Source organism: Pseudomonas sp. TWR1-1-4 (genome assembly GCF_049897165.1).
GTDB classification, from domain to species: Bacteria; Pseudomonadota; Gammaproteobacteria; order Pseudomonadales; family Pseudomonadaceae; genus Aquipseudomonas; species Aquipseudomonas canadensis.
Genome location: NZ_JAFCVS010000004.1, coordinates 23381 through 46817, shown reverse-complemented (window position 1 = coordinate 46817; position 23437 = coordinate 23381). Strand labels below are relative to the sequence as shown.

The following is a 23437-nucleotide window of genomic DNA, read 5'->3' as shown; positions in this document are numbered from 1 at the left end:
AACCGGCTCAATAGACCCGACGCAATCCTTACGCCGTCGGGCCCATTGTTACGCATTCTTTACGGGGCGTTGCGGCTGTGGCGGTAATCGCTGACCGCCTCATACACGGCCTTGCGCAAGCGGTTGATACCGCCGATGGGGCGGTGCTCCGCTACACCAAACCAAGGGTTGAACGACTGGTTGTCGCACGCCAGGTTCTGCTCGGGGGTGTCGAAATCCTGCGCCGGGATGCGTACCTTGGCCACGGTTTCATAGGGCGCATCACTCTCCTTCCATTCGATGCTGGTGTCTTCGATCGGCATGAATTTTTGTGGGTTCTGCCGCTGGATCTGCAGCACGAAACACGCAGGCTTGCGGTCGGTGGATAGCTGCTGGCTCAGGGCGCTGCGCAGGAAGTTTGGCAGGTCCTGGTTTTGCTTGGGCAACACATACTCCGGGCAACTTTGCGGGTCGGGCGCGACACGGAACTTGGCGTTGGCCGCACCGAACTTGTAGGGCGACACTGAAAAGTACGTGGTTTGCGTCGGGCTGGCCGGTGCCGGCGCCAGGGTCGCCAGGGCGATAAACAGATGTCGCACCTGCCAGGTCCTTGGGTCGACCGTGGGGAAGAACGCCAGGACTTTCTTGCCGTCCGCTTGCGCGCCGATGTTCTGCGCGTACTCCGCCACATCGCTGACAAAGAAGTTTGGATGGCTGAACATCACGAAGTCCTGTTCCGTGCGCGCCTGTTGGTCGGCCAGCAGTTGCTTGCCCGGCACATCCAGCAGCTTGAGCGCCATGCCCCGCGCATCACGGATGCTGTCGAACTGCGGGTAGGCGTTGCCGTTGGACAGTCGCATCATCGCCTGCCAGGTCTTGCCTGGCTCGGTGAATACGCCCTGGCGCAGCGCCGGGTCGAGGTCGGCCAACACGCTGACTTCGGCCTTCACGCACCCATGGGCCTTGGCATGGGCATCGCGCAGGTAGCGCGTGCCTTCACGGTGCTGGTCAACGATGCGCACCGCCGTCTGGATGATGCCTTGGGTCATCGCCGCCTCACCGGACGGAATTTGCTCGTTCGGTGACACCGGGCCGCTGTGCTGCCAGGCGTACCAGGCACTGGCGCCCAGCCAGCCGAGCAGGCCGAGGCCCACCAGCCACAGCAGGGTCTTGCCGAGGAACGCGCCGATGCGCAGCCACAGGCGTGCGAGCAGGGAAGGTCGGTCGTAGGGTGATCGAATCATCATGGCAGTTGTTGCTCCAGCGGGCCGCCCAGCACTTTGAGGTATTCCAGCAGCGCCCAGCGTTCCTGCGGCAGCAGGCCACGGCCGATTACGCCGTTGCCACGCTGGCCAGCGCGGAATTCGTGACCGCTGTTGTGGTTGCCGGTGATTTTGGTATCGAACACAAAGGCATTCTTGAACGCACCGGTCTCGAAGCCGAGGTGGCGCGGGTCGTAGTTGAACGTGCCTTTATAGAATGTGGTGCTGCGCTCGTCCTGGGGCGAGAGCAACTGGTAGATCGTCGGCACCGAACCGTTATGCAGGAACGGCGGCGTCGCCCAAACGCCTGCCAATGGCCGCGCCTTGTAGGCACGCAACTCGCGCACGCCGATGGGCAGGCCGTAACCGTCGAGGCGCGGGCGCTCGGCCGGGGTCACACCAGCGGCGCGGTAGGCATGTTCTTCGACGAAGGCGGTGACGTAGGCGAGGCCCTTGGCCACGGACATCTTTTTCAGGTCCAGTGGCTCGGTCGGTGTCGGGTGCAGCTCGACGTTGAGCTTGGCCAGTTCCGCCAAGTCCCATTGCAACGCGCTGAGGTCATAGCGCTGATCGGCGATGTTGCTGGCGGTGCCGGGGTCGGTGCCGATGTAGTCCACTGGCAGCATTTTCAGCTGTTGCACCGGGCGTCCGCCTTCCTGGATGACGCTGGGCACATGGCAGCCGGCGCAGTTTCCGGCGAACAGTGCACGGCCTTGGGCGGCGAGCGGCTTGTCGATGCTGCCGAACAGGTCCTCGGGCCAGGTCGGTGGCTTGAGGCGTTGCAGGGTTTCTTCGATCAGGTTGAGGTCGCGCACCCTTACGCTGGACGGGTAACGCGCATCGCCCTGAAGCGGCTGGCCGGCGGCGTCGAAAAAAGTAAGCGTCGCACCGACACCCAGGGCTTCACCGATATTGCGTGCCATGGGTTGCTGGGCCGAACCGTTCCACTGCACCCAATCGAACGTCCAGATATCCCACAGCTGCGGGTAGTCCACCGGTGCGTTGGCGACGCGATAGTTGTCCGCAGAAATGGCATCGCCAAAGCTGGCATTGGCGATACGGCCAAAGGCGTCCGTGCGGCCGGGGCCTTCTTCGGTGGGGTAGAGGCCGCGGTGGGTATCGTTCCAGGCCACCTTGAGGAACTTGTTCAGCGACTGCTTGAAGTCCTGGCGCAATTGCTTGTGCTCGGCGTCGTAGCGATCCCCCAGCACCTGCCGGGCGAAACGCTCGAACTTCCACGGGTTGTAATAGGTGGCGGCGAGGCTGGCAACCAGGGCCTGGCCAAAACTGCCGCCGCGCAAGGTTGGCACGCTGGAAGGCAATACGTGCTGGGCGGAACCGCCATCGATACGCAGGGCCTGGTTTTTGTAACGCAGTTCGCCGGTGTGGCAGGCGGCGCAGGTGATATCCAGGTATTCGGCGTTGCTGTCGGCGTTTTTATGCCGGGCGAAACCCACCGGCAGGTTGCCGGGGTTTTGTGCGGTGGGCACTTGCTTGGGATCGACCAGGAAACCGAAGCGCGCCAGATACGCCGGCGTAGCAAAACGCTGCTCGGAAAACGGCAATTCCAGGGCGGTGAACCAGTCGTAGTGCAGGCCTTTTACCTGGGTGCCCTGGGGCGTGAAGTAATAGGTCTGTCGGTCGGCGGCACTCCATTGGTCCTGGTAGTGCACCTGCTCCACGGGCACGTAGTCCGGCAGCTTGGGGTTGATGGTGTAATAGAGCACCACGGCCAGTACTAGGACCAAAATGGCGAATATCAGGAGTAAAACACGGGAAAAAATGCGCAAGATAACTATCCTTGTCGAGTTGTAGCGCTGTTATGCCACTACGGCACAAGTGCGGCAAGTGGCCATGAGCCCGGTAGTGGGCGGCCCCGCGATCCGTCGCGGGCCTCCATCATGAATGAAAATGCTTTTAAACACGTGAACTTATCAGAAGTTTCCCGCTCACATGCCGGTAGCCATTGGTCGTGGCCGCCTGATAAGCTCGCGACTTTATTCGAATGCCCTTTTGGCGCATGAACAAGGAAATAGCATGAAACAGCATCGGTTGGCGGCGGCGGTGGCCCTGGTTAGCCTGGTACTTGCGGGTTGTGATTCGCAGACCAGCGTAGAGCTGAAAACCCCGGCGCAGAAAGCTTCCTACGGCATCGGCCTGAACATGGGCAAGAGCCTTGCCCAAGAAGGCATGGATGACCTGGACTCCAAAGCAGTAGCCCAAGGCATCGAAGATGCCGTCGGCAAGAAAGAGCAAAAGCTCAAAGACGACGAGCTGGTTGAAGCGTTTGCCGCACTGCAGAAGCGTGCTGAAGAACGCATGACCAAAATGAGCGAAGAGTCGGCAGCCGCCGGCAAGAAATTCCTCGAAGACAACGCCAAGAAAGACGGCGTAGTCACCACCGCTTCCGGTCTGCAGTACAAGATCGTCAAGAAAGCCGACGGCGCCCAGCCTAAGCCGACTGACGTGGTGACTGTGCACTACACCGGCAAACTCACCAACGGTACTACCTTTGACAGCTCCGTGGATCGCGGTAGCCCGATTGACCTGCCTGTCAGCGGCGTGATCCCAGGTTGGGTCGAAGGCCTGCAACTGATGCACGTCGGCGAGAAGGTCGAGCTGTACATTCCTTCCGACCTGGCCTACGGCGCACAAAGCCCAAGCCCAGCGATCCCAGCCAACTCCGTGCTGGTGTTCGACCTGGAACTGCTGGCCATCAAGGACCCAGCCAAGGCTGACGCTCCTGCTGCACCGGCTGCCAAGAAGTAACAGGCGCCTGAACACACAACGCCCCGTCTCGACGGGGCGTTGTTGTTTATGGGGGTTGCAAAATCCGAGCCCGCGAACATCCGATCGAACGCCTGCAACCTGCAACAGTCTGATATAAGACTCGAGTACGGGTAGCCGCACATCAATGCCAAGTCAATGAAATCTTGGGTTTTTTTTCAGTGCGCAAAAAACGCCCGATCTGACTGCAAGCCTTGTAGTACGTGGCTTTCAGCGCAGAAAATAGGCTCTGTTCACAAGGTTATCCACAATTTGTGTGGATAACCTTTTATATCGCCTGGAACTGGAGTGACCGATGAAACCACCCTTCAATTTCACCCGATTCCTGCCCATGGCTGCACGTCTCCTGGGCCGTGGCCGCTTGCCGACACTGCTATTCGCCGTCGCTGCCAAGGGCTCCAGCCAGGGTAATCGACTGGGCAAGCTCAAGGATGACCTCAAGTTGCTCCAGGCCTTGTGCCTGGCTTACTGGCGCGGCGAGTACCGGGCGATCAGTCCCAAGGCACTGATCTCGGTGGTGGCAGGCTTGATGTACTTCCTTAGCCCGATTGATGCGATCCCGGACTTTATCCCCATGTTTGGCATGCTGGACGACATTGCCGTGCTGGCATGGGTCATGAAGACCCTGGACGGCGAACTGAGCGCTTTTCGCGCCTGGCGCGACGCGCAGCGTCCGGAAAAGCTTGCCGTGGTTGAGCGCCTACCTGCGACGCCCGCGCTGCTGTCCAAGGAAAGCCCGCAAAAAAACGGATGATGTGACTATCCCCCTGCGACCTTTGTGGCTGTTAGGATTACACTCCTAAGGAAAGAGCTTACTCAGTAAGTGTTGTTATCCTACGGGGCGGTCATGGATATTCAGATAATTTCACGCAATGGCGAACCCGAATACGCGGTGTTGCCATGGGACCAGTACCAGGCGCTGCTAAAAGCTGCCGGTCAGCAACAGCCAACGCTACCTCCTCTTTCATCGACTGCCCAAGCTGCCCCTGATCAGGACCTGCGCCCGCTCGCAGCCCTGCGCGGCTTGCGCGAAACCAAAGGCCTGGCTATCGAGACCCTGGCCCGCACCGTGGGTATCAGCCCCTCGTATCTTGGATTGATTGAAAGTGGTGAACGCCAGCCGGATGCCGCGATCCGCCGCAGCCTGGCCTGGGAATTGGGCGTTGCAGGTTGGAGGGATGAATCTTGAGCCTACGTATCAGCCGTCAACACTGGGATGGGTTACTCAACGAACTGGACCAGGCGCGCCGCCAGCGCCATCTGCTGACCTACCGCGCGCTGCTGGAGCGCCTGCAATTCCCTACACCGGCCATGCAAACCCTGGCCGCCGCCCTGGAACACCTGGCGGCGCTGGACGCCAAGGCCGAGCAGCCGCTGCGCAGCTCGCTGGTGATCAGCCAGGGCGCCAGTCGCCTGCCGCGTACCGGTTTCTTTGAATGTGTCGAGCGCTTGGGCCGCTTCAGCGGGCCGTCCGACGGTGTGGCCGCGGCCTCCTGGCACGCCTCCGAAGTGGTGCGGGTGTTTGAATACGAATACCCGGAATCCGCAGAGGCCTAAAGCGCTTGGGGCAGCGCGTCCATGCTGTCGATCACATGGATGCTATAGCCGGCCATGTCCTTGGCATGGTGCTTGGCCTGCGAGGCCAGCTCCGCCAACTGGCTGGCATCGAGTTGTCCACAGGCCTGTGGATACAAATGCACCACGCCGATGGACAGTGACAGCAGCGCAAACTCCTGGCGCACGCCCTGGCGGTTGAGCGCCACGAAACAGCCTGCTTCAAGGTGTTCGGCACGGTAGAAGCGCCGGCATTGGGTGTGGAAGTCATCCAGCAGCTGATTAAGGCGTTTGCGCCAATCCTGCGGGCCCAGCACCAGCAAAAAATCATCACCGCCAATATGCCCGACAAAGTCGCGGCTAGGGTCGACACGGTCGTTCAAGCACTGTGCCAGGCACAACAACACCTCATCCCCACGCCCATAGCCGTAGATATCGTTGAACGGCTTGAAACTGTCGATATCCACGTAGCAGATTACCGATTCACGCTGTTGCTGCAACAGGCGCGTCAGGCACTGCTGGATCGGCACATTGCCCGGTAGCAGGGTCAGTGGGTTGGCGTAGCGCGCTTGTTGGATCTTCAATTCGGTGATCAGCTTGAGCACATCGATCACCCGGCCCAGGCCCAGATAATCGCCATTGAGCGTGATGATGAAGTCTTCTTCGATGCGTTGCCGCGCGCGGCTGGTGAGCAAACGGCTGACTTGTTGCAGGGACTGGCTCAGCTCCACTGCCAGAAAGTCGGTGCTCATCAAGCGACTGATGGGCTTGCGCGCAAACAGGTCGGTGGCGAAGGGTTTCAGCAGCGCATCCGACAGTGAATGCCGGTGAACGATACCGATCGGGTGCCCACGCCCATCCAGCACCGCCAGGGAATTGAGGTTGGCCTGGCGCCGGAATGCTTCCAGCACCTGGGCGGTGGCGGTGTCCTGATCCACCGCAGGCTGTTCGCTGAGTAAGGCGCTCAGGTCGCTGCCTTCGTCGTTCAGCGCCACGTTGGCGCTGTCGGGCTTGGGCAGCATCAGGCGCGCTTCCTGCGGCGGCTGCTCCTGCGGGCGGCAGAGCAGGTAACCTTGGACCAGGTCCACGCCCATCTCCGTCAGTACGGCCAACTCTTCAGGCAACTCGATTCCTTCGGCAATCACTTGGGCACGCGACGCCTTGGCGATTTGCAGGATGGAGCCGACAAATTCCCGTTTGAGCGCGTCCTGATGGATGCCGTCGATGAAGTGTCGGTCGATCTTCACATAATCCGGGCGCAACTCCGACCATAGGCGCAGGCTGGAATAACCGGCGCCCAAGTCATCCAGGGCAATTGAGAACCCCATGTTGCGGTAGTGGTGCAGGGCGGTTTGCAGCAGGTCGATATCGTTGGTGGGGGTTTGCTCGGTGAGTTCGATCACCACTTGGCTGGGTGGGATGCCGAAGTCACGCAGCAATTGCAGGGTACGCCCCGGTTGATGCGCGGTTTCCATCAGGGATTGTGGCGAGACGTTGAGGAACAGCTTGCCCGGCAGCTTCTGTTCACTGAAACGTCGGCACGCGCTTTCGCGGCAGGCGATCTCCAGCTCACTGAGTCGCCCGGCCTGGCTGGCCACCGAGAAGAGGGCGATGGGGGAGTGCAACGGGCTGTTGGAAGGACCACGACTAAGGGCTTCATAGCCGAGAATGCGCCGTTCAGACAGGCTGATGATCGGTTGGAACAGGCTGTGCAAACTGCCTTGAGCCAGGATAACGCCCAATGCATTCAGCTGTTCGGTCATGGTCATGGCGATCTCGATCGAAAAAAAAGGACCGCAGGCTGGAAACCTGCGGTCCTTCATTTCACGACAGAATGATGTCTATATGATGACACTCTGCTGAGCGATCACATTAAATCGCCATCATTTACTGCTTGGCCACCTGCTTAGTGATCTTCAAGTAGTCCAGCAGGATCCGGCCCGTCTCGGCCAGGTAGGCGTCGTCTTCCGGCTTGGTTTTATCCGCTTCGGTCGGCAACGCATCTTCGTCTTCTTTCTTCAGCTCCTTGAGTGGATCTTCACCCTTGGCCTTGCGGCGGATGTTTTCCAGTGCAAGTTGCTTGTTCTCAATGTCGGTGTGCTGCGCGCGGCGGTCCACTTCGTTGAGGCTGACGGTTTTTTCTTCCATCAGCTTCTTGGCCAGGGCCAGCTTGTCGCGGATGAACACGAACTCGGCATCCTTGGCGGAGCGGGTGTCGTGGTCAGCCTTCAACTGCGCCAGGAATGGCTTGAACGGATCCGAAGCGGGCTTGATCGCCGGGCGGATGGTGTCCCACGGCATGGCTTCCGGCAGGGCGCTTTCGCCGATTTCCTTGGTGTCGATGATCGACGGGAAATCGATGTCCGGCAGTACGCCCTGGTGCTGGGTGCTCTGCCCGGAAACCCGGTAGAACTTGGCCAGCGTCAGTTTCAGTTCGCCATGGTTCAGCGGCTGGATGGTCTGCACGGTGCCTTTGCCGAAGGTCTGTCCGCCGATGATCAGGGCGCGGTGGTAGTCCTGCATGGCGCCGGCGAAAATCTCCGAAGCCGAGGCCGAGAGGCGGTTGACCAGCAGCGCCATCGGGCCTTTGTAGAAGGCGCCCGGGTTCTCGTCTTCCAGCACATCCACACGGCCGTCAGCGTTGCGCACCAACACGGTCGGGCCCTTGTCGATGAACAGGCTGGTCAGCTCCGTGGCTTCCTGCAGGGAACCGCCGCCGTTGTTGCGCAGGTCGATGACCACGCCGTCGACTTTTTCCTTCTGCAGTTCTGTCAGGATTTTCTTAACGTCGCGGGTGGTGGACTTGTAGTCCGGATCGCCCGCGCGGAACGCCTTGAAGTCCAAGTAGAAGGCCGGGATTTCAATCACGCCCAGCTTGTAGTCCTTGCCATCCTGCTTGAGGTTGAGGACTTTCTTCTGCACGGCCTGGTCTTCGAGCTTCACCGCTTCACGGGTGATGGACACGATCTTGCTGGTCTGGTCGTTCGGTGCATTGGTGTGCGGAATCACTTCCAGGCGCACCACGCTGCCTTTCGGCCCACGGATCAGCTTGACCACTTCGTCCAGGCGCCAGCCGACCACGTCGACCATTTCTTTGTCGGCCTGGGCAACACCGATGATCTTGTCGGCCGGAGCCACTTGCTTGGTCTTGTCTGCCGGACCTGCCGGCACCAGGCGCACGATCTTGACCTGGTCATTGTCGCTTTGCAGGACGGCACCGATGCCCTCCAGCGACAGACTCATGTTGATATCAAAGTTTTCCGCGTTATCTGGCGACAGATAATTGGTGTGCGGATCGTAGGACATCGCGAAGGTGTTGATGTAGGCCTGGAAGATATCTTCGGCACGGGTCTGGTCCAGACGTGCCAGTTGATTCTTGTAGCGCTTGGTCAACAGCTCCTGGATGGCCTTAGGCTCTTTGCCGGCGATCTTCAGGCGCAGCACCTCGTCCTTGACGCGTTTGCGCCACAGGTCATCGAGGGCGGCGGTGCTGGTCAGCCAAGGCGCGTCCTTACGGTCGACCAGCAGGCTTTCCTTCTGGGTGAAGTCGAGCTTGTCGACGCCTTTGCCCAGCTCACCCAGGGCGAAGTCCAGACGCGCTTTGACGCGGTCCAGGTAACGCTTGTAGATGGTGAAGCCGGGTTGCAGGTCGCCGCTCTTGAGGAAGTCGTCGAACTGCGTCTTCCACTTGTCGAACTCGGCGATATCACTGGCCAGGAAGTAGCTGCGCGACGGGTCCAGCAGCTTGAGGTAGCTGTCATAGATGATCACCGAGCGCGCGTCGTCCAGCGGCGGCTTGCTGTAGTGATGGCGCTTGAGCAGTTCGACGACGTTAAGGCTGGCAATCACCTCATCGCGATCCGGCTGAAGGTTGTCCCAGCTGTTGGCTGCGAACGTATTGGTCGATGTCGACGCGAAGCCGAGACCAATGAAAAGAGCGAGGGCGGTGCTGGGGAACAAATGCTTCATGCTGATTCGACGCGGGGGCAATTGATAACGCATATTAGGCCGTCTTTGAGGGAGCCGGTTCCATATGGTCCGGTCGCATAATGCAAAAAGCCCGGCGATACAGCTACGGGCTCAGTCCAGACTCACTATGGAGGCACTGTGAAAGCATTGCAAGGCGTTGACGGTCATGTGGAGTGGTTGGAAGAACCCAGTCCTACCTGCGATGTAGGGCAAGTTCGCATTCGCGTGGCGGCAGCGGGCCTGAATCGCGCCGATTTATTACAGCGCGCCGGGCTTTATCCGCCGCCGCCGGGCGCGAGCCAGGTGTTGGGCCTAGAGTGTTCCGGGGTGATCAGCGAAGTGGGGTCGGGCTCATCCTGGCAGGTTGGCGACCGTGTCTGCGCGCTGTTGGCCGGCGGTGGCATGGCTGAAGAAGTGGTGGTGGATGCGCGTCATGTATTGCCGGTGCCAGAAGGTTTGTCGCTGATCGAAGCGGCGGCATTGCCTGAGGTGTACAGCACCGCGTGGCTCAATCTGTTCCAACTGGCCGGTCTCAGGCCTGGCGAAAAGGTGTTGCTGCATGCCGGCGCCAGTGGTGTGGGCTCGGCGGCGATCCAGTTGTGCAAGGCGTTCGGCAGCCCGTGCTGGGTCAGCGTCGGCTCGGCGGAGCGCCTGGCCTATTGCGAAGAACTCGGCGCCCAGGGCGGCGTGGTGCGCACCGATGGCCTCGAAGCGTTGCGGGATTTCGGGCCGTTTGATGTGATCCTCGACCCGGTCGGTGGCAACTATGCGGCGCTGGACCTGAAGCTGCTGGCCCTGGACGGCCGCTGGGTATTGATCGGCTTGATGGGCGGCCGTGAGGCTCAATTGGACTTGGCGCAGGTACTGGGCAAGCGTATCCAGTTGTTGGGCTCGACCCTGAGAAGCCGCAGTGATCAGTTCAAGGCCGACCTGTTCAGTGACTTGAGCCAGCATGTGTGGCCGTTGTTTGTTGAAGGGCGGCTGAGCCCGCAACTGGCCAAGACCTTCCCGATCAAGGATGCCGAGGCGGCGTTTGCCGAGCTGGCGACCAACCAGATTTCCGGGAAGTTGGTGTTGGTGATCGACGAATCTTTGGCCTGAATTGCAACGCGATCAAAACGGTAGGAGCCGGCTTGCCGGCGATGGCGGTGTATCGATGAAGAATGTTTCATCTGACACACCGCCATCGCCGGCAAGCCGGCTCCTACAGGGAGCGGTGTGTCAGGTCCAATCGTGGATTGGCCAGCCAGCTTTTTCGGCGTGCTCGCGCAATACCGGGTCCGGGTTCACCACCTGCGGATGATCCACCTTCAACAGCAACGGCAAATCATTGCGCGAATCCGAATAGAAATACGCGTCCTCCAGCGTTTCACCTTCCTTTTCCAACCATTCCAGCAACCGAGTGATCTTGCCCTCGCGATAGGTCAGCACACCCACGGTGCGTCCGCTGTACACGCCATGGCTGACATCCAATTCAATCCCCAGCACTTCATCAATCCCGATCCGCGCCGCAATCGGCGTGACCAGGTGCGTGCCCGACGCCGAGATCACCAGGATCCGATCACCCTTCGCACGGTGCCGAGCGATGGTCTTGGTGGCGTCGCTGTAGATCAGCGGCTCGATCACGTCCTCGACCCACGGCTCCACCAGATGCTCGATTTCCTCCGGCGTGCGGCCGATCATCGGCTCCAGGCTAAAGTCCATGAAGTCTTCCATCCTCAGCTTGCCCTGGCTGTAGGCGTCCATCAGTTCGTGGTTCTTGCGCATGAACGATTCAGGGTCGACCCAGCCCAGGCGGCCCATCTGCTCGCTCCACAGGGTGGCGCAGTCGCCGTGGATGAGGGTGTCGTCCAGATCAAAAATTACCAATGCCATCCGTCATGCTCTCTCAAATGAAACGTTGCATCAGGCTACTTCACACAGGGCGCTTGGGTCGATGGAAAGTGCCAGGCGTTGTCCGTCCGGGTGCAGGTCGTCGGCCGAGCGGTTGAGCACATCCACCACCAGCTCCACGCCGCGCGCCTCGATGCGATAGCGAATCACGTTGCCCAGCAGGCTGTGGCTGCGCACCAGGGCGTCCAGTTCGCCGTCGCGGCTCAGTTCGATGGCCTCCGGGCGAATGGCGATGCGGCTGTTGATCGGGCGTTGCAGCAACTGGGTGGCCTTGTCGGCGTCCAGCAGGTTGTAGTTGCCGATGAAACCGGCGGCGAACACATCGACAGGCGCGGTATAGAGGGTTTCGGCATCGCCGCTCTGCACGATCTTGCCCTGGTTCATCAGGAAGATCCGGTCGGACATGGTCAGGGCTTCTTCCTGGTCATGGGTCACGAAGATGGTGGTCAGCCCCAATTCGCGCTGGATCTGACGGATCTGTTCGCGCAGGTGCTTGCGAATGCGTGCGTCCAAGGCCGACAGCGGCTCATCCAGCAACAACAGGCGCGGGCGGGTGACCAAAGAGCGGGCGAGGGCCACGCGCTGGCACTGGCCGCCGGACATCTGGTGCGGGTAACGACCGGCCAGGTCCTTGAGTTCCACCAGTTGCAGCACTTGCTGCACGCGCTTGTGGCTGTCGTCGGCATTGACCTTCTGCATGCGCAGGCCGAAGGCGACGTTCTGCTCCACGGTCATGTTGGGGAACAGTGCATAGCTCTGGAACACCATGCCGATGTGACGTTTCTGCGGGCTCAACGGGACGATGTCCTGCCCATCCAGCAGGATTTTCCCACTGTCCACCGAGGTCAGGCCGGCGATGCAGCGCAGCAGCGTGGATTTGCCGCAACCGGACGGACCGAGCAGGGTGACGAACTCACCCTTGGCGATCTCGCAGTTGATGTCACTGAACACCGGAGTGCCGGCGTAGCCTTTTTGCAGGTGTTGGACGCTGACGAAGCTCATTGGCTTTTGTCCTTGTTCAAGATATTGGCGGCCCAGGTCAGCACCAGCACAAAGAAGAAATAGGAAATCACGACGGCACTGGTGAAGTGGCCGCTGCTGTTGCGCATGTTGTTCAGATACACCTGTAATGTTTCGTAGCGGGTGCCCACCAGGATATTGGCGAACACGAACTCACCGAACAGGAACGAGAACGACAGCAGCAACGCCACCATCAAGCCTTTGCGCAGGTTCGGCAGCACCACCAGGATCGCCGCTTGCCAGGTGCTGGCGCCGAGCAGTTGTGACGCGTCCATCAGGTCGCGCAGGTTGATCGCCTGCAGGTTGTTGGTGATCGCCCGGTACATGAACGGCAGCGCCACGGTGAAGTAGCAACCGATCAGAATCCACGGCGTGCCGACCATCGCCATCGGCCCGGAGCCATACAGTTGCAGCAGGCCCACTGACGACACCACCGGTGGTACCGCGAAGGGCAGCAGGATCAGGATGTTCATCAGCGCATCGAGCTTGGGGAAGTGGTAATGCACCACAAACAGCAGCGGCAAAATCAGCACCACCGACAGGATCAGCGCGCCGACGCACACCAGCAACGATTGCCCGAAGGCCATCAGGAAGCGCGGGTCGCTCCACAGCTGCACGTACCATTTCACCGTGAAGCCGGCGGGCAGGATGGTCGCCGACCAACTGCTGGCAATGGAGTAGACAAAGGTGCCTATCAACGGCAGTACCAGGATTGCAAACAGCAGCCACACCACCACCCGATGGTAGAGGGAGGCCGGGCCGGCTTCAGCGCGAGACATGGTAGCTCCTCTTGAGCAGCAGTTGATGGACCACGGTGACCACGGTCATCAGCGCCACCAGCACCACGGCCAGGGCGCTGGCCATGTTCGGGTCGAGGGACACATCACCGGAGACCAGCCCGGCGATACGGATCGGCAGCACGTTGAAGTTACCGGTGGTCAAGGCGTACACCGTGGCATAGGCGCCCAAGGCGTTGGCCAACAGAATCACGAACGTACCGAGCAGGGCCGGGGTGAGCACGGGCAGGCCGATATGCCGCCAGAACTGCCAGCCATTCGCGCCGAGCAGTGCAGCCGACTCACGCCAGTCTTCGCGCAACGCATCGAAGGCCGGGTACAGCAGCAACACGCCCAGGGGAATCTGGAAGTAGGTATAGAGGATGATCAAGCCGGTCTTCGAATACAGATTGAAGTCCTGAATGATCCCCGCCTGCTTGAGCATGATCGTGATGCTGCCGTTGAAGCCCAGCAAAATGATGAACGCGAAGGCCAAGGGCACACCGGCAAAGTTGCTGGTCATGTTGGCGAAGGCGGTGACGAAATTGCGCAGCGGCGAATCCACCCGGCGCAACGAGTAGCTGCCCAGCGTGGAGATGATGATGCCGAAGATGCTGGAGTAGAAGCTGATCTCCAAACTGAACTGGATGGCTTGCAGGTAGAATTTCGAGCTGAAGATGCGCACGAAGTTTTCCACGCCCCAACCGGCCTCTTCCGTTTGCAGGCTGTTGATCAGCACCCACACCAGCGGGGCAATTTCAAACACGATAAAGAACAGCGCGAAGGGCACCAGGCACAGCAGCGCCAACCATTTGCCACGGATCATTTCAACAGCTCCCGGCAGACAGGTTTGTCGTGGGGCACGCCCAGCAACTCGCAGATGGTGCCGCAGAGGTCGGTCTGTTTCGGTGTAGCGTTGGGGTCGAGGCTGAAGGCATTGCCGAGAACGAACAGCGGCACTTCGCGCTCTTCCGGCAACAGGCCGTTGTGGGAGCGGTCGTTGTTCATGCCGTGGTCGGCGGTCACCAGCACTTGGTAACCGGCATCGAGCCAGACTTGCAGGTAGTCGGCCAGGATAATGTCGGCCGAGCGTGCGCTGTTGCGGTATTGCGGGGTGTCGAGGCCGTGCTTGTGGCCGGCGTCGTCGATGTTCATCGGGTGCACCACCAGGATGTTCGGCGCGTGTTTGAGGCGCAGGCTCTCGGCGTCGGCAAACAGGTGGGAGTCCGGGTAATGGTCATTCCAGTAGAAATGCCCGTGCTGGATCGCCAGTGACTTGTCGTCGGTATGACGGTCGCGGGCGGCGAGGAAGGGCGTACGGTTGTACAACTCGCTGACCCAATGGTAAGCCGCCGCTGCCGTGGTCAGCCCGGCGTCGGTGGCGTAATGGAAAATGCTGCGTTGGTTGGACAGGCGCGAGACGTTGTTGTGCACGATGCCGCTCTGGATTGGAGGCACGCCGGTGAGGATGCATTCATACAGCGGGCGGGACAGGGCGGGCAGTTCACATTCCAGTTTGTAGAGGGCTGCGCGTCCTGCGCCGATGTAGGCCTGCAAGTGCCCCATGGCGTGTCGGGCAACCTCGAAGTTCAGGCCGTCGAGCACGACAAGGATGACAGTGTGCTTCATGGGGGCTGGCGCTCCGCAACAGATGGGCTTGGATCAGGTGGTATCAGATCGGTAGGAGCCGGCTTGCCGGCGATGATGGTGTATCAGTCAACATACAGGTTGAATGTTCGACCGCGATCGCCGGCAAGCCGGCTCCTACAGAGGTTTGCTTCGATTACTTCATCTCTACGATGACCTGCTCGTTCCACAACTGAGGCAGCTTCTTGGACGTGGCTTCCCAGGCATCCGCATCCTTGATCGGCTGCGGGTTGGCCTTGGTGTACTGCTCGCCCGGGATCAGGTTCTTGGCGATGTCGGCCGGCAGTTTCAGGTCGGTTTCAGCGCGAATCGGGCGCGCATTGCCTTTCGCCAGGTTGAGCTGGCCGGCGTCGCTGAAGATGTATTCGCGGGTCAGCTTGGCGGCGTTAGGGTGCTTGGCGTATTTGTTGATGATGGTGGTGTAGCCGGATTTCACCGAGCCGTCCGATGGGATCAACACCACGTAGTCATCCGGGTTGGCCATCTTGGCCTTGTAGCTCAGGCCGTTGAAGTCCCAGACCACGCCCACTTCGACTTCGCCTTTTTCCATGGTGGCGATGGTCGGGTTGGACAGCGAAAGACGGCCTTGCTGGGCGATCTTGGTGAAGAACAGCAGGCCGGGAGCGATGTTCTTTTCGTCGCCTTTATTGGCAATGGCCGCTGCCAGTACACCGTTGGCTGCTTGTGCCGCGGTGCTCACGTCACCGATGGAGACCTTGTACTTGCCGTTCTGCAGGTCCGCCCAACTGGTTGGCACTTCAGAACCGTGCAGCAGCTTCTTGTTGACGATAAACGCGATGGTGCCGGTGTAGGCCAAGGCCCAATGACCATCTTTGTCTTTAGCCCAATCCGGAACCTGGGCCCAGGTGGACGGTTTGTATGGTTGGGTGACTTCCTGCTTCACCGCGATCGGACCGAACGCTGCGCCCACGTCGCCGATGTCGGCGCTGGCGTTGTCTTTCTCAGCCTTGAACTTGGCGATTTCCTGGGCCGAGCTCATGTCGGTGTCGATGTGCTTGAGGCCGTAGGTCTTGGCCAGGTCTTCCCAGGTGCCTTTCCAGTTGGCCCAGTCATCGGGCATGCCGACGCTGTTTACAGCGCCTTCTGCCTTTGCGGCAGCTTCCAGGGTTTTTAGATCGGTATCAGCGGCCATGGCGGCGGTGCACATGGCAATGGTCGAGCCTAACAGTGATGCCAGGAAAAGCTGTTTCATCCGAAGCTCCTTTGGGCGTTTTCAACGCGGCGGTTTTTTCTGCTGTGTTGTTGGTCTAGGTCAGAGCAATACCTGAGCCAATCTAGACGCGATGGATGACAGTTTCATGTCGATGTCGTTTTCAAAGCTTAGATGTCGCTAAGTTCAGGATGAGCGTAGACCATGTCCAAGTGCCCGCATTGATTGGACTTGGCCGATGTATTGCAGGGTGTTCTGCGGGGGATCGACGCGGACTGTCATCTGTCGGTCATCTGCAATGCCTAGGCTGGCGTGCAACCGCAACAGCCCAAATGCAGCGCGGTTTATGCACCCGAACGGTGCTGGTCTAGTCCAGATAGGTAACGTTGATGCGTGATGAGGCAATCAAGGCGGTGACATCCATTGGCCTGGCGCTGCAAGAGCAGATCGACCACGGTTTGTTGCCGCCTGCCAGCAAACTGCCCGCCGAGCGCAAGCTCAGCGAGTTGTTTGGTACCACCCGGATTACGGTGCGGGAAGCCTTGTTACAACTGGAAGCCCAAGGCCAGATCTATCGCGAGGAGCGGCGCGGCTGGTTTGTCTCGCCGCCACGGCTGGCCTACAACCTGATGCAACGCAGCCACTTTCACGCCATGGTCAGCGACCAGGGGCGCGTGGCGTCCACCGAAGTGATTTCGGCGCGGTTGCAGCCGGCATCGGCGGCGGTGTGTGCGTGGTTGCAGTTGCCGGCGCTGTCCAGTGTGATCCAGATCTGCCGGGGCCGGCGGATCGATGGGCGCTTGGTGCTGTATGTGGAGCACTACCTGAACCCGCAGTATTTTCCCGGGATCCTGGCGTGTGATTTGAATCAGTCGATGACAGAGTTGTATGCGCGCAAATACGACCTGCACTACGGGCGCGTGCGCTTTGAAATCGTGCCGACCTCACTGCCAGTGGAAGCCGCCGCCGCGTTGCGCGTGTCGGTGGGCAGCCCGGGCTTGCGGATCGCCCGGGTCAATTATGACCAGCACCAGCGGTTGATCGATTGCGACCTGGAGTTCTGGCGGCATGATGCCATTCATGTCGGTGTGGATGTTACGGGGTCAGCGCCTTGATCACCTGATCCACATTGGTTTCCAGCTCTGTCACCGGCTCGGCACCGTCCACATTCAACACCAACAGCTTCGAATCACCGGCAGTAATAGCCGCCTTCACCGCCTCACTCGGCTGCCGATGATGCAGCACCACCGCGACCTCATTGTCCTTCAAATCGGCACTCAGTTTCTGCAACGCCTCAGGCGTCCAATCCGCGTCGGGCCGTGCATCGGTGCTGAGCACTTCCAGGTTCAAACTGCTGACCAAGTACGCGAAGTGATCACTCAAGCTGACCACGCTCAGGTTATCCGCCTTGGCCAGTCGTGCTTCGCTGTCGGCGGTGAGCTTGAGCAGGCGCTGTTTGAGGGCGGCGAGGTTGGCGTCGATCTTCGGCTTGGCGGTGGGGGCGAGGCGGCTTAGGTCGGCGGCCAGCACATCGGCCATGCGCCCCATGTTGTTGCTCGATTGCCACGGCTGGCTGTTCAAACCATCGGTGACGCCCGGCTGCACCGCGATGCCAGGCAGACCGCCGTCCACCGGGCGTGCAGCATCGACTTCGACGATGCGGATATTGCTGCGCCGCGCCACCGGGTACAGCGGGTCGTCGGCCCACAGCGAACGCAGGCCGATGGCGGCGTCGGCATCCAGCGCCAACTTATTCAGGGCGGGGGCGCCACGGCCGGTGAAGTAGGACACTTGTCGCGAACCGGGCAGATTGGCCGGCGCGGCGCGTTCAAGCTGCACGTCGGTGCCTTTGAGCAGCACTTCAGCCAGGCCGTAGGTGATCGGCAACGAGGCCAGCACTTTGACCGGCTTTGCCGCGTGGGCAGCCGGTTTGGCCGCTTCAGCCGCCATCAACGGCGTGGTGAACAAACAAGCGATGGCCAGGGCCAGGGGAGAAAGAACGGAGCGCATTATCCAAGATTCCCTTTAAGGCTGGGCACCGTGCCGCGCGCGATGGCGGCCAGGGCGAAGGCGATACCGGCGACCAGGATGATCGCGGCGCCGGACGGCACGGGCAGGTCGAAGATGATCGGCAGCAGGATCCCGCACAGGGTGCTGATGGTGGCAATCGCGACGGAGATCCAGAAGAAGCCCTTGAGCGACTGGCTCAACAGGCGCGCCGCAGCGGCGGGAATCACCAGCAGCGCACCCACCAGGATCGCGCCGATGACCTTGACCGCCGCGACGGTGATCAGCGTCACCAGAATCACGAACAGGTAGTCCAGGGTCTTCACCGCTACACCGCGTACCGCCGCCAATTGCGGGTTGAAGCTGGCCAACATGATGCGGTTGTACAACGGCAGTGCCAGGGCCATCACCAACGAGCCGACTACCGCCAGCACCAGCAGGTCGTTGCCGTTGACCGTCAACACCGAGCCAAACAGTACGTTCTCGAGGATATGCACGTTGATCTTGCCGGCCAGGATCAGCAACAGGCTCGCACCCAGCGCCAGGGACACCGACAGGAACACGCCGATCAAGGTATCCGGCGCCAGGCCGGTGCGGTTGCGCAGGTAGTTGAGCAGGATGCCGAACAGCAGGCAGTAGCCGAACAGCGCGCCATACGGGCCGGTGTAGGGTTCACCGAGCAGGATGCCCACCGCCACGCCGGTCAGCGCCGCGTGGCCGACCGCTTCGGAGAAAAACGCGAAGCGCTTGACCACCACCAGCGTGCCCAGGCCGCCCAGTACCGGGCCGATCAGCAGACCGGCGAGCAGGGCGTTGACCACAAAACCGTAGGCCAGCGCCTCCGGCAGATAACCGGCAGAGGCCCAGCCCTGGACCATCAAGCGAAAGGCTTCATAACTCATTGCGCCGGGCTCCGAGGGTGGGTAGAGAACAGGCTCAGCAGGCGATCCGGGGTCAACGCCTCTTTGGGCGTGGCGTCGAACAGCACGCGGCGGTTGAGGCCGGTGACGCGGTCGGCCAGGCGGCCCACAGCTTCCAGGTCATGTTCGATCCATAGCACGGTGATTCCCGCCAGGCGCCAGTCATTCAGCAGGCGCTCAAACACCTGGATACCGGCTTCATCAAGCGCCGACATCGGTTCATCCAGCACCAGCAGCTGCGGCGCCGGGATCAGTCCCTGGGCCAGCAACACGCGCTGGCGCTCACCGCCGGACAGCGCGCCCATGCGCCGCTTGCGTTTGTCTTGCATGCCGACGCGCTCCAGCGCATCGCCAATCGCGCCGGCGTAATGCTTGGACAGGCCCAGAAACGCCGGACGCCGTTGGCACATGGCCGCCATGAAATCATCCACGGTCATCGGCAAGCCCCGGTCGAACTCCAGGGCCTGGGGCACATAGCCAATGGTGCCGGGCGTGGCCGGCCAGTGCAGGCTCAACCTTCCCTGATGAGGTGTCTGGCCCAGCAGTGTCTTGATCAGTGAGCTTTTGCCGCCGCCGTTGGGGCCGACCAGCGCATGAATGCTGCCCGGCTGTACCTGGAAGCTCACGTCATCAAGGATCACGGTGCGACCGAGCGTTAGCGCAATCTCGTCGAACTCAAGTGTCGGGCCGACGCTGACTGCACTCAGTTGTTCCGCCGCCGTCATGACCCGGACTCCTGAATGGCTCGCACCACCGTGTTGAGGTTGCCGGTCATCTCGACTTCGTACTTCTCGGCGCTGTATTCGCCGTAGGAAATATGCGACAGCGGGTACAGCTTGACCCCGGACTCACGTTGGATGGTGTCGACGTAGGTGGACGGGAAATCCATCTCCGAGAAGATCACCTTCACGTCCAGGGCGCGCAGTTCATCGATAGTCTTCTTCAACTGACTCGGGCTTGGCTCGATGCCGTGGGCCGGTTCGACCACAGCGGTGACTTCCAGGCCGAACTCGCGCAGCAGGTAGTCATAGGCCGCGTGCACGGTGGCCACGCGCAGGTCCGGGTTGGGCGCGCTGGTCAACTTGGCGAGGGCATCAGCGCGCATCTGGCGCAGGCGCTTGCCGTAGGCGCGGGCGTTCTGGGTGTAGGCCTTGGCGTTGTCCGGGTCGAGCTTGCCCAATTCGCGGGCGATGTTGTTGACCTGGGCAATCGACGCACTGATCGACAGGAAGGTATGCGGGTTGACCACCTTGCCCGCGCCGCGCGCGGCGTTACCGGTGGCCGCCAGCAGCGGTACGTTGGCGTTGGCCTCGATCACCGGGATGTCCGGGCGTTCGCTGGTGGCGATCATGCGGTCGGCAAAATCATCATGGCCGACGCCGTTGAGCACAATCACGTCCAGGGTGCCGATGCGCTTGATGTCTTCGGCGCGTGGCTCGTAGGCATGTGGGTTGAAACCGGCCGGAATCAGCGGCACCACTTCGGCCTTGTCGCCGACGATATTCGCCACGTAGCTGTAATAAGGGTGCAGGGTGATACCGATACGCAGGCGCTTGGCAGCCTCGGCGTTAGCCAATGGAGCGAGCATCAGGCTGAGCAGGCCAACCAGCAACAGGCGCAACAGGGGAGATGAAATAGACATGGGCAATCGGTCTTCTCGTTCAGTGACGGTGCTGGCGGGTGACGCCGGCATCGAATTGCGCAACCACTTGCTGCCAGCCGGCCGCAATCAGCGCCTGGTCAGTGAGGTCGGAAGGGGCGGCGAGGTTGGCCTGGCGATTGAGCCAGATATCCGGTTCGGTACCGTGCACGCGCATCAGCAGCGAGCCGGCGGTGGCCGGTGCCTGGCTCAAGCCCAGGTAGGCCGAGGGCTCAAGCAATCGCCAGCGATGATCGCCACGGCTGACCGAACTGGCATCCTGGGCAAAGGGCGCGAAGCCTTCTTCGGCCAGTTGCGCCGGGCTGGGCAGCGCGCTTTGCTCCTGCTGCAACAGCTGGATCTCATCCAGGGTCACCCGCAGGTCGGCGTAGATGCCTTGCTCGGCGGCGCTCAGGTCGCGGCGCGCATCCAATTGGTGGCTGGGCACGGCCGCCACTTCCTGGGATTCACCGTGCAGCGCGATCACCGAGCCTGCCACCGCGAGGATGATCAGGCACAACAGCAGCACGTAGAGGGTTTCATGACCGGCGCCGGCGGGGCGTACAACCTGTGTGGTCGTCATTGCGGCTGGATATCCGCTTGGTCGATTTCCACCACGTGGCCGGGGCCTGCATCAAACAACACGTAGAACTCGGCAGACGGTTTCTTGAAGGTCAGGGTCGAGTCCTCACCCAGCTTGCCGGGCACCAGGATGGTTTCGTCGTAGCCGATCACATCGAGGGTCACGCCGGGTGCGCCGCTGCCGTCGGAGAAGCCGCCTTTGCACTGGATCTGCTCGCCGGGGATTTCCTTGCACTCACACATCGGGTTGTGGGCCAGGGCGACGGTACTGAAACCGGCGCACATCAGCAGGACGCCACAGGCGCGGGTCATGCGCATCAAAGTCATGGTTTAACTCCTTGCTTGTTCAGCCAGGCAATAGTGGCAGGCGAGGCCTGGCTCAACGGGATGGAACCCTGGTGCATCGTGCCGTCCCAGCCTTCCATGGTGACCCACAGTTCGGCGTCGGCGGGTGTGCGTTCCGGGATCGGCAGGCCGGCGCCCATGCGGTACGGCGTGCCAAAGAAGATCACCCCGGCGGCGCGCATGCTGCGCGGCTTGCCGATGCGCAGGTAGGTGGCCTTGACCTGTTCGGCACAGGTGTCGCACAGGGCGGCATTGAAGAACTTCATCGGCCCGGCTGGGTCGGGGCGCGGGCCTTCATTGCGGAACTCCGCCAGGGTCAGGCTCCAGGGCCCGACCTGCACCTCACCGGCCACTCGCTCGCCGATGCCGGTGTCGCCACGAAACAGCGCCGCGTCAGCGAAGTACTTGGGCATGAAGCCCAGGGGGATCAGCAACAGCAGCACATTGATGTGGAAGCGCCATTTCAGCCAGAAGGCCCGCAGCGCCGAAGGTTTAGCAGCAGCGACCTTGCTCATGGGGTGACCTCCGAGGTTTCAGCCTGCCTGGCGGGGGCGGCCGCCGGCTTGTGTTGGGTCTTGGCTTCACGCTTGAGGGCATTGAGGGTGGCCAGGGCGGTGCGCTTGGTCCAGATCAGCAGGCCGCTCAACACCATCATGCTCATGATCAGGCCAAAGAATGCCCAGATCAGCTTGATCCAGATCCCACCAAAGTCGCCGGTGTGCAGCGGGCGCATGGATTCGGTGACGAACTCCAGCTTCGAGCGGTCGGACAGCAAGTGCGCCGCCGCGACTTCGCCGTCATAGGGGTTGATCTGCGCGGTCTGGAACATCAGCGGATACCAGCCGCGCCCGCCGATCTGCAGGTGGCTATAGGCATTGAGCGGCAGGCTGATGAAGCTCGCCTCCAGGCCAGGAATGCGCTGTGTGGCGATCTTGATCGCCTCGTCCACAGGAATCATGGGAGCCGGCACGCCGGGTGCCGACATCGGCACTTTTTCCCGTGCAATCACCGGGATGACCGGCTCGGTGGAAATCGAGATCTGGTTATCCCCCAGGATCGCCCGGATCAGGAACCAGATGCCGGTGACGGAGATCACTGCGATGAACCAGATCGACCAGATACCGCTCAAGCGGTGGAAGTCGCCCCAGAAGATCCGCGCACCATGGCGAATACGCAGGGTAGGGCGTAGGAATCCTTTCCAGAAACGCTTGTACACCACCAGCCCGGTGACCAGCGATGCCAGCAGCGGAATACCCAGTGCCGAGACCAGATACCAGCCCCAGCTGTAGCCATTGGTGAACGGCACCAGCCACCAGCCGTGCAGGGCGCGGGTAAAGGCCTGGAAGTTGAACGACGGGCTGATGCCCTGGATCGCACCGGTGTAGGGGTTGACGTAGACCTCGACGGAGCGCCCGTCGGGGTAGCTGAGGTCGACGCTGAGGGCGAAATGGGACTCGTCGGGGTGGCTGATCGACTGGACGAACACCTGAGGTTCTTCGCGCTTGATCGCGGCGATCACCTGGTCATAGCTCAGCGGTTCGGCGTCGTCCGTCGGCTTGCTCGCGCGGATATCCGGGTTGGCCAGCCAGACGATCTCCTGGCTGACCACCGCCAGGGTGCCGGTGACGCAGACGATCAGTACAAAGAACCAGATGGGCAAGGCCAACCAGCTATGCACGAGAAACCAGAGTTTGGAGCGTGACTTCTTCGACATGTGAATGAGGGTCTTGATCGGAGGGGGGCAGTGAAGGCCCGGAAAAGGCCAGTCGTAGCTTTTGCTGACGCGACAGGCTGTATCTAAGTTAAGACGGATGAGAATGAGAAATCCCTAACCCGGATATGAAAGAAAATGTTTCAGGTTCACATTCAGGCCGCTTAAACGCCTT

General features: G+C 61.1%; 24 protein-coding genes. 6 read left to right on the top strand and 18 right to left on the bottom strand.

Features of this window, described 5'->3' with window-relative positions; genetic code table 11:
* Nucleotides 1–59 precede the first annotated feature (59 nt).
* A complete protein-coding gene (locus ACP7C6_RS12295; RefSeq protein ID WP_426108807.1) occupies nucleotides 60–1226 on the bottom strand; it encodes a catalase family protein in 1167 nt (388 codons plus the stop codon).
* A complete protein-coding gene (locus ACP7C6_RS12290; RefSeq protein WP_426108806.1) occupies nucleotides 1223–3031 on the bottom strand; it encodes a di-heme-cytochrome C peroxidase in 1809 nt (602 codons plus the stop codon). The genes ACP7C6_RS12295 and ACP7C6_RS12290 overlap by 4 nt, the downstream gene beginning before the upstream one ends.
* A gap of 247 nt (nucleotides 3032–3278) precedes the next feature.
* On the opposite strand from ACP7C6_RS12290, the gene ACP7C6_RS12285 reads away from it, so the two are divergent.
* The 4 genes from ACP7C6_RS12285 (at nucleotide 3279) to ACP7C6_RS12270 (ending at nucleotide 5585) form a co-directional block, all read left to right on the top strand.
* The gene (locus ACP7C6_RS12285; protein WP_028615781.1) at nucleotides 3279–4010 is read left to right on the top strand and encodes an FKBP-type peptidyl-prolyl cis-trans isomerase; all 732 of its coding nucleotides are present in this window, start codon (nucleotides 3279–3281) and stop codon (nucleotides 4008–4010) included.
* A 313-nt stretch (nucleotides 4011–4323) separates the two neighbouring features.
* Nucleotides 4324–4782 (top strand): YkvA family protein, encoded by a 459-nt coding sequence (locus ACP7C6_RS12280; protein WP_122684546.1) that lies wholly within the window; start codon nucleotides 4324–4326, stop codon nucleotides 4780–4782.
* Between the two features lie 93 nt (nucleotides 4783–4875).
* Entirely contained in the window at nucleotides 4876–5217 is a 342-nt protein-coding gene (locus tag ACP7C6_RS12275) for a helix-turn-helix domain-containing protein (RefSeq protein ID WP_426108805.1), read from the top strand.
* The gene (locus ACP7C6_RS12270; RefSeq protein ID WP_005786715.1) at nucleotides 5214–5585 is read left to right on the top strand and encodes a hypothetical protein; all 372 of its coding nucleotides are present in this window, start codon (nucleotides 5214–5216) and stop codon (nucleotides 5583–5585) included. Before ACP7C6_RS12275 ends, ACP7C6_RS12270 begins: the two co-directional genes overlap by 4 nt.
* Here ACP7C6_RS12270 and ACP7C6_RS12265 read toward each other — a convergent pair.
* A complete protein-coding gene (locus tag ACP7C6_RS12265) occupies nucleotides 5582–7351 on the bottom strand; it encodes a bifunctional diguanylate cyclase/phosphodiesterase (protein ID WP_028615784.1) in 1770 nt (589 codons plus the stop codon). The genes ACP7C6_RS12270 and ACP7C6_RS12265 overlap by 4 nt on opposite strands.
* A 118-nt stretch (nucleotides 7352–7469) precedes the next feature.
* Nucleotides 7470–9551, bottom strand: coding sequence for a carboxy terminal-processing peptidase (locus tag ACP7C6_RS12260; protein ID WP_174890955.1), 2082 nt, complete (start codon nucleotides 9549–9551; stop codon nucleotides 7470–7472).
* A 138-nt stretch (nucleotides 9552–9689) separates the two neighbouring features.
* Here ACP7C6_RS12260 and ACP7C6_RS12255 point away from each other — a divergent pair, with 138 nt between their 5' ends.
* On the top strand, nucleotides 9690–10652 hold the full coding sequence (locus tag ACP7C6_RS12255) for a zinc-binding dehydrogenase (protein ID WP_426108804.1): 963 nt from the start codon (nucleotides 9690–9692) through the stop codon (nucleotides 10650–10652).
* A 120-nt stretch (nucleotides 10653–10772) separates the two neighbouring features.
* Here ACP7C6_RS12255 and ACP7C6_RS12250 read toward each other — a convergent pair whose 3' ends face one another.
* From ACP7C6_RS12250 to ACP7C6_RS12225, 6 genes are all read right to left on the bottom strand, one after another.
* Complete coding sequence (locus tag ACP7C6_RS12250) at nucleotides 10773–11426, bottom strand: HAD family hydrolase (protein ID WP_426108803.1); 654 nt, start codon at nucleotides 11424–11426, stop codon at nucleotides 10773–10775.
* A 30-nt stretch (nucleotides 11427–11456) separates the two neighbouring features.
* Nucleotides 11457–12446 (bottom strand): ABC transporter ATP-binding protein, encoded by a 990-nt coding sequence (locus ACP7C6_RS12245; protein ID WP_426108802.1) that lies wholly within the window; start codon nucleotides 12444–12446, stop codon nucleotides 11457–11459.
* A complete protein-coding gene (locus tag ACP7C6_RS12240) occupies nucleotides 12443–13243 on the bottom strand; it encodes an ABC transporter permease (RefSeq protein WP_028615789.1) in 801 nt (266 codons plus the stop codon). Before ACP7C6_RS12240 ends, ACP7C6_RS12245 begins: the two co-directional genes overlap by 4 nt.
* Nucleotides 13230–14066: an ABC transporter permease gene (locus ACP7C6_RS12235; RefSeq protein WP_426108801.1), complete on the bottom strand. Its 837-nt coding sequence runs from the start codon at nucleotides 14064–14066 to the stop codon at nucleotides 13230–13232. Before ACP7C6_RS12235 ends, ACP7C6_RS12240 begins: the two co-directional genes overlap by 14 nt.
* Nucleotides 14063–14869 (bottom strand): alkaline phosphatase family protein, encoded by an 807-nt coding sequence (locus ACP7C6_RS12230; RefSeq protein WP_426108800.1) that lies wholly within the window; start codon nucleotides 14867–14869, stop codon nucleotides 14063–14065. The genes ACP7C6_RS12235 and ACP7C6_RS12230 overlap by 4 nt, the downstream gene beginning before the upstream one ends.
* Nucleotides 14870–15023: 154 nt before the next feature.
* Nucleotides 15024–16100: an ABC transporter substrate-binding protein gene (locus ACP7C6_RS12225; protein ID WP_028615792.1), complete on the bottom strand. Its 1077-nt coding sequence runs from the start codon at nucleotides 16098–16100 to the stop codon at nucleotides 15024–15026.
* Nucleotides 16101–16447: 347 nt separating this feature from the next.
* Here ACP7C6_RS12225 and ACP7C6_RS12220 point away from each other — a divergent pair, with 347 nt between their 5' ends.
* Complete coding sequence (locus ACP7C6_RS12220) at nucleotides 16448–17173, top strand: UTRA domain-containing protein (RefSeq protein WP_038844847.1); 726 nt, start codon at nucleotides 16448–16450, stop codon at nucleotides 17171–17173.
* On the opposite strand, the gene ACP7C6_RS12215 is transcribed toward ACP7C6_RS12220, so the two are convergent.
* From ACP7C6_RS12215 to ACP7C6_RS12180, 8 genes are read right to left on the bottom strand one after another with little or no spacing between them, the layout of a single operon-like run.
* Nucleotides 17154–18068: a metal ABC transporter solute-binding protein, Zn/Mn family gene (locus tag ACP7C6_RS12215; RefSeq protein ID WP_308908607.1), complete on the bottom strand. Its 915-nt coding sequence runs from the start codon at nucleotides 18066–18068 to the stop codon at nucleotides 17154–17156. The two genes, ACP7C6_RS12220 and ACP7C6_RS12215, sit on opposite strands and share 20 nt — an antisense overlap.
* Nucleotides 18068–18967: a metal ABC transporter permease gene (locus tag ACP7C6_RS12210; protein ID WP_028615795.1), complete on the bottom strand. Its 900-nt coding sequence runs from the start codon at nucleotides 18965–18967 to the stop codon at nucleotides 18068–18070. The genes ACP7C6_RS12215 and ACP7C6_RS12210 overlap by 1 nt, the downstream gene beginning before the upstream one ends.
* Entirely contained in the window at nucleotides 18964–19710 is a 747-nt protein-coding gene (locus tag ACP7C6_RS12205) for a metal ABC transporter ATP-binding protein (RefSeq protein WP_305384461.1), read from the bottom strand. Before ACP7C6_RS12205 ends, ACP7C6_RS12210 begins: the two co-directional genes overlap by 4 nt.
* A complete protein-coding gene (locus ACP7C6_RS12200; RefSeq protein ID WP_028615797.1) occupies nucleotides 19707–20627 on the bottom strand; it encodes a metal ABC transporter substrate-binding protein in 921 nt (306 codons plus the stop codon). Before ACP7C6_RS12200 ends, ACP7C6_RS12205 begins: the two co-directional genes overlap by 4 nt.
* Before the next feature lie 19 nt (nucleotides 20628–20646).
* On the bottom strand, nucleotides 20647–21207 hold the full coding sequence (locus tag ACP7C6_RS12195) for a DUF6162 family protein (RefSeq protein WP_028615798.1): 561 nt from the start codon (nucleotides 21205–21207) through the stop codon (nucleotides 20647–20649).
* A complete protein-coding gene (locus ACP7C6_RS12190) occupies nucleotides 21204–21533 on the bottom strand; it encodes a hypothetical protein (protein ID WP_016980241.1) in 330 nt (109 codons plus the stop codon). Before ACP7C6_RS12190 ends, ACP7C6_RS12195 begins: the two co-directional genes overlap by 4 nt.
* Complete coding sequence (locus ACP7C6_RS12185) at nucleotides 21530–22066, bottom strand: thiamine pyrophosphate-binding protein (RefSeq protein ID WP_426108799.1); 537 nt, start codon at nucleotides 22064–22066, stop codon at nucleotides 21530–21532. The genes ACP7C6_RS12190 and ACP7C6_RS12185 overlap by 4 nt, the downstream gene beginning before the upstream one ends.
* Nucleotides 22063–23265, bottom strand: a complete 1203-nt coding sequence (locus ACP7C6_RS12180; protein WP_426108798.1) for a PepSY-associated TM helix domain-containing protein — start codon at nucleotides 23263–23265, stop codon at nucleotides 22063–22065. Before ACP7C6_RS12180 ends, ACP7C6_RS12185 begins: the two co-directional genes overlap by 4 nt.
* Between the last annotated feature and the right edge of the window lie 172 nt (nucleotides 23266–23437).